The organism is Thermoanaerobaculia bacterium (assembly GCA_035717485.1).
Classification (GTDB): domain Bacteria; phylum Acidobacteriota; class Thermoanaerobaculia; order UBA5066; family DATFVB01; genus DATFVB01.
Map to the genome: position 1 here is coordinate 1 of DASTIQ010000248.1, position 11219 is coordinate 11219.

At 65.8% G+C, this 11219-nt stretch carries 11 protein-coding genes; 1 reads left to right on the forward strand and 10 read right to left on the reverse strand.

Annotated elements, in window-relative coordinates:
• Window positions 1-422: 422 nt before the first annotated feature.
• Window positions 423-1781 carry a multiheme c-type cytochrome gene (locus VFS34_13260; protein ID HET9795415.1) on the reverse strand — a complete coding sequence of 453 codons (1359 nt, stop codon included), beginning with the start codon at window positions 1779-1781 and terminating at the stop codon, window positions 423-425.
• 195 nt (window positions 1782-1976) lie between these two features.
• On the opposite strand from VFS34_13260, the gene VFS34_13265 reads away from it, so the two are divergent.
• Complete coding sequence (locus VFS34_13265; protein HET9795416.1) at window positions 1977-3212, forward strand: hypothetical protein; 1236 nt, start codon at window positions 1977-1979, stop codon at window positions 3210-3212.
• A gap of 70 nt (window positions 3213-3282) precedes the next feature.
• Here VFS34_13265 and VFS34_13270 read toward each other — a convergent pair whose 3' ends face one another.
• From VFS34_13270 to VFS34_13310, 9 genes are all read right to left on the reverse strand, one after another.
• Entirely contained in the window at window positions 3283-4035 is a 753-nt protein-coding gene (locus VFS34_13270) for an LPXTG cell wall anchor domain-containing protein (GenBank protein ID HET9795417.1), read from the reverse strand.
• 149 nt (window positions 4036-4184) lie between these two features.
• Entirely contained in the window at window positions 4185-4973 is a 789-nt protein-coding gene (locus tag VFS34_13275) for a DUF4239 domain-containing protein (GenBank protein HET9795418.1), read from the reverse strand.
• A gap of 49 nt (window positions 4974-5022) precedes the next feature.
• Window positions 5023-5541 (reverse strand): glycine zipper family protein, encoded by a 519-nt coding sequence (locus VFS34_13280; protein ID HET9795419.1) that lies wholly within the window; start codon window positions 5539-5541, stop codon window positions 5023-5025.
• Window positions 5542-5551: 10 nt separating this feature from the next.
• Window positions 5552-5971 (reverse strand): hypothetical protein, encoded by a 420-nt coding sequence (locus VFS34_13285; GenBank protein HET9795420.1) that lies wholly within the window; start codon window positions 5969-5971, stop codon window positions 5552-5554.
• A 105-nt stretch (window positions 5972-6076) separates the two neighbouring features.
• Complete coding sequence (locus VFS34_13290; GenBank protein HET9795421.1) at window positions 6077-6619, reverse strand: hypothetical protein; 543 nt, start codon at window positions 6617-6619, stop codon at window positions 6077-6079.
• 73 nt (window positions 6620-6692) lie between these two features.
• Window positions 6693-7730 carry a glutaminase A gene (gene glsA / locus VFS34_13295; GenBank protein ID HET9795422.1) on the reverse strand — a complete coding sequence of 346 codons (1038 nt, stop codon included), beginning with the start codon at window positions 7728-7730 and terminating at the stop codon, window positions 6693-6695.
• The gene (locus VFS34_13300) at window positions 7727-8983 is read right to left on the reverse strand and encodes a DcaP family trimeric outer membrane transporter (GenBank protein HET9795423.1); all 1257 of its coding nucleotides are present in this window, start codon (window positions 8981-8983) and stop codon (window positions 7727-7729) included. Before VFS34_13300 ends, glsA begins: the two co-directional genes overlap by 4 nt.
• Window positions 8980-10053: an amidohydrolase family protein gene (locus tag VFS34_13305; protein ID HET9795424.1), complete on the reverse strand. Its 1074-nt coding sequence runs from the start codon at window positions 10051-10053 to the stop codon at window positions 8980-8982. Before VFS34_13305 ends, VFS34_13300 begins: the two co-directional genes overlap by 4 nt.
• An 11-nt stretch (window positions 10054-10064) precedes the next feature.
• A partial coding sequence (locus VFS34_13310) for a hypothetical protein (GenBank protein ID HET9795425.1) occupies window positions 10065-11219 on the reverse strand: 1155 nt, incomplete at its 5' end.

An 11219-nucleotide genomic window follows, 5' to 3' on the forward strand; every position in this document is an offset into this window, starting at 1 on the left:
GCGAGAACGTCTGGCTCGTCGGCGGGGGCTCGGGCCACGGGTTCAAGCACGGCCCGGCGCTCGGCGAGTACGTGACGGCGCGCATCATCGAAGGCGGCCCGGTGGAGAAGAAGTTCAGTCTGGCGACCAAGGAACGGGTCCAGAACCGCGAAGTCTACTGAGAGCCGGCGCGGCGATACATCGAGCCGGGCGGGCGCGTGCCGCCCGCGCGGCGCTCGACGTACGCTCTCGGTACGCCTCGGGACCTCGCGTGCGACCCGCATCCCGCCGGGCTCGCGTCTCGCCTCGCTTCACCGCCGGCTCAAATTGCATGGGGCCGCGGCCTGTGTCGAAGTCCCTCGTCGCGGATGTCCTGGTGCCCATCGCATCGCGGAGAGCTTTCGCCGTCACGCAGTCCCGGGTCCCCGAGCCAGCTCCCGCGGCTATTTGCCGTAGCGCTCTTTGTAGAACTCGTCGATCTTCGCCCGCTCCTCGGGCGACAGACCCTTCAGCCAGCTGTTGCGCGTGTCGTCCTCGACGGCCTTGATCGCGGCCGCGACCTTCGGGTCGCCCTTGCCCGCGGCGCGCGCCTGGGGAAGGAACTTCATGTAGAAGTTCTCCGCCGCTTCGAAGAAGCCGTGCCACTGCACGAAATCGGGCCCCTGCATCGAGGCGCCCATGCGGGCCCGCCGCCCCTCGTGGTGCCACAGCCGGTAGAACGTCCACTCGAGTTCCTCGTCGAACGGGGTCGGCGTGAGCTTCTTCGCGTCGCGAAGCGCCGTCATGATGTTCTGCGCCGGCTGTCCGAACTTCGTGTTCCAGAGATCGATCGTGTCGTCGTACGACGAGTAGAACGAAGCGACGAAGCGGCCTCCGTGGCAGCTGCTGCAGACCTCCTGCATCGCCGCGCGTTTCTCTTCCCAGTTGTCCATCTTCTTGGAGATCACCGGGCGAAGGGTCCAGGAGAGCCGGGCGCCGACGTCGTGCGTGATCGCGAGGCTGGGCGTCGCCGACATGTGGCAGGTCGAGCAGGTGGGCGCCGCCGTGTAGTCGACTCCGACGACCCATTTGTCGGAGTCGAGGTGCATCTCGCTCTTCTGTGTGCGGTAGGCGATGCCGTGCTTGCTCTCGTCGTAGATCTCGGCCTGCGGATGATCGGGGCCGAGATGACACTTGCCGCAGACTTCCGGCTGGCGGGCCATCGCCTTGGAGAAGACGTGGCGGCTGTGGCAGGCCGTGCAGCTCCCGCGCGAGCCGTCGAGATTCACGCGCCCGATGCCGGTGTTGGGCCAGGTGGCGGGGTCGAAGACCGGCGCGCCGTCGGCGCTCTTCTGGATCGAGCCGTCCTTGTTCATGAGAAAGGCGACCGTCGAGCCGTGGCACTGCCGGCAGCCGTTGACCGCCGCGAGGCGCCCCTCGACCACTTCGCCGAGCACGTTGTCGAGCGAACCGATGAACTTCGCCGCGTCGGCGTGATGGCTGTGGGAGTTCTCCGCGACGATCTCCGCGTGGCACGGCTCACACGCCTTCGGGGTCACGACCGTGACGATCGTGGCTCCGTTGTGCGGGAAGGCGCCGGGATCCTTCGCGTCGGCGCGGTGGCATTCGTAGCAGCCGACGTCCTGGGCCGCGTGTTTGCTCGCCCTCCACTGGGCGACGATGCCCGGCGTCTTGTCCTGGTGGCAGGAAATGCACTGGCTATCCGGAGGAGGCGCGGCCGAAGCCGGGGCGGACGTCACGAGGCAGGCGAACGCCACGGTGAGAACGAGACAAGCAAGGAATTCCCGTCGCCGATCGTGCATTTCGAACCTCCTCAGGAGCTTTCGACTGTACGCGGCGACGAACGGAAAGGGATGACTCAAGCGCATCAATGACATGGGCGCCGCGGGTTCCCGCGATCCCTTTGATCCAAACGAACCTTGTGAACCGGAGGGGCGAGTCCGAGACTCGAAAGCGTGCGGCCGGGCGCGGCCCGGGCTGCTCGGCCAGGAGGAGACATGTCCCTTTCGCGGCCCACACCGCTGATTCCGGACTCGGGTGATCGCTCCGGCGGAGCGGACCCCGAGCTCGCCTCGTTCACGATCAGCGGAGGGGGGCCCTTCTTCCGGTTCCTGTGCCGGCTGGGCCTGGCGGGAGATGAGATGGAGTTCCTGTCCCGGCGGATCGTCGCGGCTTCCGCCGTGGCGTGGATTCCCCTGGCGATACTCAGCATCTTCGGCGGCCGGGCGTGGGGAAACGCCGTGCGGGTCCCGTTCTTCTCGGACATCGACCTGTACGCGCGCCTGCTGCTGGGGCTCCCGCTTCTGTTCGTGGCCGAGCGGGTTGTGTTCCGGCGAACGCGCGGAGCCATGCCCGAGTTCCTCCACCGCGGGATCGTCCCAGACGCCGAGCGGCCGAGATTCGACGCCGCGGTCGCCTCTGCCCGGCGGTGGCGCGATTCCTCCCTTGCCGAGGGGCTGATCCTCCTCGTCGTCTATTCCTTCGGCGTTCTCTATCTCTGGCGGCATCACTTCGCGCTTCCCATGGCCACGTGGTATGCGATTCCCTCCGGCGTCGGGCATCGATTGACCGCGGCCGGATGGTGGTACGCGCTCGTCACGCTTCCTCTGGTCCAGTTCCTTCTCCTGCGCTGGTACTACCGGATCGGGGTCCTGGCGCTCCTCCTCTGGCGGATCTCCCGCTTGAATCTCCGGCTCATTCCGACCCATCCCGACCATTGCGGCGGGCTCGGATTTCTGGCGAACGTGTGCCGGGCCTTCTGGCACTTCCTGTTCGTCCAGGGGGTTTTCGTCGCGGGAGCGATCGCGAACCGCATCTTCTTCGGAGGCGCACAGCTGGCGCAGTTCCGGGTGGAGCTCGCCGTCTTCACCGTTCTCTCTCTCCTGCTCGTTCTCGGTCCGAGCCTCGCCTTCTTTTCACCTCTCGGTGAATCGAGACGCGCGGGCCGGCGGGAATACGGGAGGCTGGCCGGGGAGTACGCCCTGAGCTTCGACCGGCGGTGGGTGAGCGAAAAACCCGACGGGACCCGGGAGCTGCTCGGGCATTCTGACATTCAGTCGCTGGCCGACATGGCCAACAGCTACGAGCTCATCCGCCGCATGCAGCTGACGCCGTTCAACCGCGGAATCGTCCTCGAGCTCGCGTTCGCGGCGCTCGCGCCGGTGGCGCCCCTGCTGCTGACCATGTTTCCCGTGGAGGCGCTCATCGAGCGCGTCGTGAAGATGATCTTCTGACCGGTGCCGCGCCGCGGATCAAAAAAACGCCCGGCCGGAGCCGGGCGCGGAGAATTCCCGGAAGGAAGATCTAGCGAGCGGCGCGGGAGCGGCGAATCGCCGTCAGCGCGCCGGCCGAGATCAGCGCGAGAAACCCGAGCAGCGCCAGACCAGGCAGCTGGCTCGCGGTCTTCGGAAGAGCCCTGGGGGCCGGTTCGGGCGCCGGAGCGGGGGTCGATTCGACCGCCGGAGCGGGCGTCGTTGGTTCCGCCGCCGTGGTGGGAGTCGGTTCGGCCGTCGGAGCTTCCTGGGCCGAGGCCTGGATCTGCCGCTCGGTCACGGTCGTCGGAGGATGGATGGTGACGATCATCGCGGAGATCCGGTCGCCCTTCTTGAGCTCCGCCATGTGCACTTCCTTGCCTTCCTTGTAGATCATGATGTCGCCCGACTTGAGCCTTTCGGGGGTGTACTTCTGGTAGCCCTTGTCGGTCTTGAGGATCACGGAGTAGGCGGTGACGTTCATCACCTCGGCGTCCTTGACTTCGGTCGTGACGACGGAGCGCGTGGAGGTCTTCGTCGTGATCGTCGCCTGGACGGTCATGCCGGGCTTGAGGTCCGCGACGGCGATCGGCTGCCCGTTCATCTCCATCTTGAAGTCTTTCGGAAGGTTGTATTCCTTCGTGCCGTCCGGCCCCTTGGCCACGACCGTGTTTCCCGAGACGGCGAGGACCTCGAAGGTCTTCACCTCGGTCTTCGTGGTGTTCTGCTGGGCCGACGCGACTCCGAGCAACAGCGTTGCACAGAGGGCCCCGGCGGCGGTGATCAACCGAGTGAATCTGGACATGATCGCTTCCTTTCGTCGTTTCGCTCTCATCAGCGCGACCCGATTCTGCGTGTTGCATCTTAGGTTCGCTATTGGACTTTGGTCCTAGATGACCCGAAGCGCGACGCGCGCTTTCCCGGAGACGCCGCCTCCGCGGGAAGGGCGCCGGCTTACTTCATCCCGGCGCGGAGCTCGACCATGACCTGGTCGTAGGGGTCGAGCCGGATCAGACCGATACGCGGATACTCGATTTCGAGAATCGTGTAGATCGTGATCACCGTGATCGCCGCGAACGACAGGATGTGAAGCCAGCTGCGCTCCCGGCTTCCGGCCATCGCGTGACCCGCCAGGAACGAGCAGAGGAGCGCGAGCGCGAGAAGGAGCGCGTAGACGACGAGAGGCGGATGCATGCGGGCCGCCATCAACCTCGTGGTCGTGACGTCGATCATCGCGTTGATCGCCGGGAGCAGGAGCCGGGCCGAGTCGGGGTGCGCGCGCGGTGATCCGATCGCGGCCATCGCTGCGGCCCAGATCTCCTGCTGCAGCCGGTTGGCCCGGGAGAGTTCCTCCATCGCGGCTGCGACGTCGGGCATCTTCCGGTAGGCCGCGAGCCGGGTGTCGAGATAGCGGCGGAAGAGGTCGCGCAGCCCGGGCTGGGATTCGGCGGAGAGCAGATCGAGCCGCAGGTAGGCCGTGCCGACGGCGTTGGTCTCTTCGGCGATCAATTGCCTCCGCGCATCGAAGCGCGAGGCTGCTCCGGAGAACGTGAACGCGATCAGCAGACCGAAGAGAGCGAACGCCGAGCTCTCCACGACGCCGAGGCCGGAGTGAGGTCCGTCGGCGCCGCGCGCGAGCCGCCGTTTACCCGAGCGCCATCCGAGCTCGATGCACGCGAGCATGCCGGCGAGGAGGGGCAGCGTGACCGCCGCGACGGCGGCGAGCGTGTCGGTGATCTTCACGGCCGTTCGACGTCTCGCCGCCGCCCGGCCTCCGAGCGGGGCTCGATCGTCAGTACTTGACCATGTACCCCTTGGCTTCGAGACACGCGCTGAACGCCTTCTTGAAGCCGTCGATCTGCTGCGCCGTTGCCTGCTGCGTGCTCGCCGCCTGCTGCTCGGCCTGCTGCTTGGCACCCCTCGCGCGGGAACGCCCGGCCACGAAGCCGGCCGTCGCCCCGATCGCCGCGCCCTTGCCCGCGTCCCCGGCGATCGCGCCGATCAGCGCGCCCCCCGCGGCTCCGCGCGCCGCGCCTCGCGCGCCTGCGCCTTCGCCCGCCTGGGCCGCCTGCTGCTGGGCGGCGGCGTTCTGCTGCTGCGTCTGTTTCTGGAGCTGGAAGGGGTCGATGCCGGTGTTCTGGACCGACCACTGGTAGCACGCGGCCTCGTCCTTCGACTGGACGTCGGCCGGCTGACCCTGTTTGGGAAAGGCATACACGTTCATCGTCGCCGAGAGCGACTTCTGCTGGGATCGCGCCACGAGCGGAATCAGGGCTGCCGCGACCGCGGCTGCCACGAGAATCTTCTTCATCGCCTGCCTCCTACTTTCCCGCCGGCAACGGCGTGCACATTCCGAAGACCGACACGGTCAGATCCTCCCGCGCCACCGCGATCGACGCCATTCCGGTCGATTCGGTGATCACGAAGCTGAACGCGCGTCCCCCTTCGACCCCCTGCAGGTAGACCTGGCCGTCCTCCCGGAGGAACGTCCGGAACGGGGTGGAGCGGTTCTCGCCGCTCGCCTTCGTCGTCGACAGGGTCTTGTCGTTGAAGTTGATCTCGATGAACTGCGGAACGTTGAGATTCCACGGCGGAGTGATCTCGCAGTCGCCGCCCGAATAACACGCGGTCGCCTGGACCGCCGTGCAGAGAATCGCCTTCTGCCCCGTGATGTCGTCGGCGAACGCCGGCGCCGAGGCGAGCAGCAACGCCGGCACGATGAATTTGAGATAGCGAATCATCTTGGTCCTCCGCCGTTCAAGGTGCCACACGGAATCCCCGGGAACAATTGGACCAAGGTCCCATGCGGCGCCGACACGGTCATCGGCACTGCCGCCTTGCCGCCGTCAGTGCCGACGGATCTCGTTGAGGACTCCCATCCGGCCTTCGTGGGGGACGGCGCGGACGTGGCCGTCCTCGTCGATCTCGAGCGCGGCGCGCGGACAGATCTGTCCCTCGCCCAAGCCGACGGCAGGTTCTTCGAAAACCAGGACGGTGAAGGGATAGTCGAGCGACGACTCGCCGAGCTCGCTCTCCTCCCACCGGATCGGACGGCTCGTGACGACGACGTAGCGGAACCCATTGCCCTTCGGCTCGAAAATCACGAGGTCGAGCGGATAAGCGATGCCGCCGAGGGACAGTTGCCCCCGCGCGGCCCCGAGGATCGCCGCCCGCACCGCCTGCTGTCCCCCCTCTTCGAGGAGCTTCCGGAGCGGTGCGGCTTCCTCGTAGGGGATCGGGCGGTTGACGATGATCGTGCAGGCGGTCGATCGCGTGCCGTTGCGCGTTTCCACCCGCGCCGTGGCGGTGAACTCGCCGGCGGGTTCGCCGGCCGCTGCGACGGCGGCGATCGCGAGGAGAAGCGCAACGAGAGGAGACGAACGTTTCATGACGCCTCCGGCGAATAGAAGAAGGGGGCGGCGCGGAGGATCGCGCCGCCCCGCGGGGAAGGACCTGAAGCTCTTATCGCGGCTTCATCGCGTAGGGGTTGCCTCCCAGGGCGTTGGAGATGTCGGCGATCGCCTTCTGGGCTTTGACGCTGTTTCCGGCGTCGTCGAGGGGCGGAGAGATCACGGCGATCCCGAACTTGCCCGGCGAGACGGCGATGATGCCTCCGCCGACGCCGCTCTTCCCCGGAAGACCGGTGCGGAACAGCCACTTCCCGGAGTCGTCATAGAGGCCCGCGGTCGCCATGACGGCGAGGACGCGCGGGACGTATTCGGCCTTCAGGACCTGTTTCCCGGTGATCGGGTTCCGTCCGCCGTTGGCGAGCGTCGCCGCCATCACCGCGAGGTCCTTCGCGTTGACGGAGATCGCGCACTGCTCGGTGTAGATGTCGACCGCCCGCTGCCAGTCGTTCTTGATGTAACCGTAGGCGAACATCAGGGCGCCGATCGCCTGGTTGCGCTGGTTGGTGTCGGCCTCCGACTTGAAGACTTCCTGGTTGACGCCGAGGGGCCGGCCGGCGAAGTCGGAGTGATAGTCGAGGATCTTCTTCCAGACCTCTTCCCGGTTGGCGCCCTGGACCATGCTCGTCGTGGAGATCGCTCCCGGGTTGACCAGCGAATTCATTTCGGGTCCGCCGAGGGCCTTCTTGGAGAATTCGACCGAGACGATCGAGTTGAAGCGCATTCCGGTCGCGTCCACGCCGATCGTGTTGAAGATCGCGTCGGGACCCTGGTCCTGCATGACCTTCGCCATCGTGAAGACCTTGGAGATCGACTGGATCGAGACCTCGGACCTGAGGTCGCCCGCCGTGTAGAGTTTGCCGTCGGCGGTGACCAGGGCGATCCCGAGGATGTTCGGATCCACCTGGGCGAGCGCCGGGATGTAGTCGGCGTTCTTGCCTTCCTGGAGATGCTGATACTTCGTGTAGGCGGCGTCGATGGCCGCCTGGTACTGCGCCGGCGCCTGCGCCAGCGCGACCGCCGGTGTGATCGCGAGCGCCGCCGCAGCGACGAGCGCGAGCCACAGGGCGCGATTCGGTTTCTGAGCCCTCATGACTTACCTCCTATCGAAAAGTTGAAGTTGTATTTCGCGGAGAACTGGACGCGGACGTCCCGGGACGAGAAGCCATCGCTGAAGTTGTCGCGCTTGACCCACTGGACTTCCGGTCCGAGGAAGACGTTGGGGACGGGGTGATAGAGGATGTTCCCGAGGGCGTACTGCCCCTTCTTGAAGGCGCTCGGGTCCTGCGCGTCGGAGTTGTCGATCTTGGCGTACGAGTAGCCCACCGTGCTCGTCCAGGTGTCGCTCCAGTTCAGGTCGAAGAACGCGACGACGCCGATGTTCCCGAGCGCCTTCCCCCGAAGCGGCTTGTTCGGATCTCCGGTGTGCTCGGCGCCCACGTCGGCCGGGGCGTCGTTCATGTAGTTCTCGTCGCCCTGGCCGTACTTGACCTGCAGGCGAAGGACGTTCTTCGCGATGTTGATGTTCGAGCTCAGGTTCACGCCCCAGCCCGTCACATGACCGCTCACGTCGACGTTGTCCTTGACCGTGTCGTCCCACTTGATGTCGCGGACGATACCGGCGAGCTGAACGTGGCCCCATTTGTCCGCATAGCGATAGTGGGCGGAGAGATCCGGCAGCGGGAAGCGGGCCTTGACGCCCTGCAGGCCGATGCGGTCGGAGTAGACGCCGGCGTCTCCCGAAGCGCCCGGGCGCTCCAGCGCGATCGCCAGATCCGAACCGCCCTCTTTCCATGGCGTCCACCGGAGCTGAACGTTCCGGAAGAAGACCATTCCGTTCGGTCCCCAGTATTCGATCGAGTTCGGGAAGACGTCCGGATCCATGTACGGGCTCCACGTCTGGCCGGCGCCGATCTGTCCGAGCTCGCCCCAGGCGTGCCGCAGGCGGAAGGTCGTCTGGCCCGCGTCGACGCCCGTGCCGAACAGCTCGAATTCGAAGATCGTCTTGACCTCACCCAGCTTCGTCGGCATGTATCCCTTGAAACCGAGGCGGCTCTGGCGAACCCCCGCGAAGAAGTTGCCGTTCTTGCCGAACTCGTCGGTGAACGAAGGAAGCTTCGAGGGGCGGGCGACGTCGAACCAGTCCGGATCGCTCTGATTGGCCTCGTATCCCATGTCGAGCATCGCGTGGCCGTAGATGTCGAGGCGCGCGGACGGAGGATTGTCCAGGAGAATCGTCCCCTCCGAAGGAACGTCCTGCGCCCGGACCGCCGTTGTCATCAGCACGCACCCGGCGGCAAGGAGCGAGGCCGCCCTCCATTTCGTGAATCGGTGTGTATGTTTCACGGTGTCTGTCCTTTCTTCTGATCCGCCCTTTCCCAGGCACGCACCTTGGCGCGAGCGGCGTCGAACAATCTCTGGTAATTCCCGATGCGAACCTTCCAGCTCGCCTCCGGGGTGAGCGCGTTCCACAGCGGCGCGTAGGTGTCGTAGACCTTCAACAGGGGAGCGAGGCTCGCGGGCGCGACCTCGTCCGTGCCGAAGAGGAACCGGTCGGGATACTTGTTGATGAGCGCCGCGGTCGCCGCGACCGTCTCCGGGCTCGCGGTGACGTATTTCGCGGTCTCGCTCCACGAGATGTCGATCGAGACGTGGGCGAGGGTCGGATCGGCGAGCGCCCGGTCCAGCATCCCGAGCTGATCTTTCAGCGGCCGGACGACCCGGCCGACTCCCACGTGGGCCCAGATGACGCTGGCCTGGGGATGCCGGGAGAGGACCGCGCGCAGCTGGCGGGTGATGTAGGGATCCTGGTTCGGCTTCGGGAACGGCATGTCGACGTCGTTGTGGAGGATCACGACGAGTCCGACTTCCCCGGCGACGTCGAAGATCCGGTCGAGGGACGGATCCGTGAGGGAGGGCGGACCGCCCGCGATCTTCGAGGAGACGAATTCCTTGTGAATCGTGAACTCGCCGATACCCGAGAAGACGCCCGGGAACGTGCGCAGCACGCGCTTGATGTGATCCGCCGCGTACATGTCGGCGGGATTGAAGCCCGTGATCATGGGATCGAGCCGGGCCTGGTCGGCCGGCGGCAGCGCGCGATAGGCCATCGCGATCGCGGCGTCGGTGAAGGAGTAGTAGTAGAGGGGAGCGTCGCTCTGCAGGTAATAGGTCGGCGCGTAGTCCCCCGTGTTCCCGTACGACCACATCTGCTGGAGAGGAATGCCGAAGACCGTCGACCGACAGACGGTGTCGCCCATCATGCGCACGTAGTCGCGGAGGTCCGGTCCCTGCTGGATGTAGTTCGTCAGGTGAAAGTGCGCATCGTCGTACTGGCACGACGACGGATCGACGGCGCGGACCGGACGCGCGGCGGCAAGCGCAACAGTGAGGAGGACGGCGGTCGAGTTGCGCATCACGGCGTTCCTCAGAAGTTCATTTCCAGGTTCGTGTGGAAGACGTCTCCGTTGCCCCCCACGGGATACGGCACGGCCGTGTAACCCACCGGGGAATGCTTCAGATGCAGCCATTCGGCGTTGAAGCGGAGGCCCCGGGTCTTCTCGAACCACCAGTTCAGTCCCGCGCGGATTTCCGACCCGTCCCCGTAGCGGCCGAGGATCTCCGCCCCGCTGAGATAAACCTGGAGCGTCTTCGGAATGACCATCGCCGAGGACTGGATCTGGTAGCCGTGGTCCTTGATGTCCGCGATGCCCTGGGTATTCGTTCCGGTGAAGTTGGAGAGCCAGCGCCAGAAGTACTCCCCTTCCAGCGAGAATCCCTTGTACTTCACGCCGAAGTCGGCGCTCGCCATTTCGTAGGTCACCCGCCTGACGGCCACTCCGGGAGCGAACAGGTCGGGCGTGAAGACGATGCTTCCGTCGGTCAGGCGGACCTGCGTGTTCTCGATGCCGTCTTCGCCGGGCTGGGACTCCTTGTCCTCGCGGCTGTGGGTGAAGTGGGCTCCGACGCGCGTTGCGACCTTCTGGTGTTCCTCGTAGTCGCCATATCCGCCGAAGTAGCCGAACTCCTTCGTCGTCGGCATCCAGTTGATCATGAAGGACTGGGTGCTCATCCCGTTGTCGAGACGGGCGGAGTTCACGCCGACCTGGTTCAGGTTGTTTCCGACCATGACCTTGTAGTTGACGCCTTCCACGGCTTCGCCGTAGAGGTAGGCGCCCGTGGTGTACGAGCCTCGGAAGAACTCGTCGGAGGTCAGGCGGTCGTCGACGCCGAGCCAGTACGGAAACTGTCCTTCCGTGCTGCGTGTCGTGGGAAGGGCGTTGATCCCCAGCCCCAGGTTGAACTGCTTGTTCCAGTGGTAGTCGACGTGCCCGCCGAGGATCACCGAGCCGCCCTGGCCCATGATGGCGTTGTTGGTCCAGGCCCAGAGGTAGTAGGTGAATTTGGGCGTCAGGAACCAGCCGTAGAACGGAAAGAAGACCTTGTTGACTTCGATGTCCTGGCGTTGCTTGACGCTGTGGGTGGCGCCGAAATAGTCCGTGTAGGAGGGGTCGAGCCCCTTCTGATTGAGGTAACGAACGTACGCGAGGATTCGAAAGTAGATCTGGCCTTCCTTCCCCTC

What these genes read in the sequence shown, in the direction of transcription:
- glsA (HET9795422.1), bottom strand. Translation starts at nt 7,730, where the DNA reads ATGAGGGCTCAGAAACCGAATCGCGCCCTGTGGCTCGCGCTCGTCGCT.
- VFS34_13290 (HET9795421.1), bottom strand. Translation starts at nt 6,619, where the DNA reads ATGAAACGTTCGTCTCCTCTCGTTGCGCTTCTCCTCGCGATCGCCGCC.
- VFS34_13305 (HET9795424.1), bottom strand. Translation starts at nt 10,053, where the DNA reads ATGCGCAACTCGACCGCCGTCCTCCTCACTGTTGCGCTTGCCGCCGCG.
- VFS34_13280 (HET9795419.1), bottom strand. Translation starts at nt 5,541, where the DNA reads ATGAAGAAGATTCTCGTGGCAGCCGCGGTCGCGGCAGCCCTGATTCCG.
- VFS34_13265 (HET9795416.1), top strand. Translation starts at nt 1,977, where the DNA reads ATGTCCCTTTCGCGGCCCACACCGCTGATTCCGGACTCGGGTGATCGC.
- VFS34_13285 (HET9795420.1), bottom strand. Translation starts at nt 5,971, where the DNA reads ATGATTCGCTATCTCAAATTCATCGTGCCGGCGTTGCTGCTCGCCTCG.
- VFS34_13270 (HET9795417.1), bottom strand. Translation starts at nt 4,035, where the DNA reads ATGTCCAGATTCACTCGGTTGATCACCGCCGCCGGGGCCCTCTGTGCA.
- VFS34_13260 (HET9795415.1), bottom strand. Translation starts at nt 1,781, where the DNA reads ATGCACGATCGGCGACGGGAATTCCTTGCTTGTCTCGTTCTCACCGTG.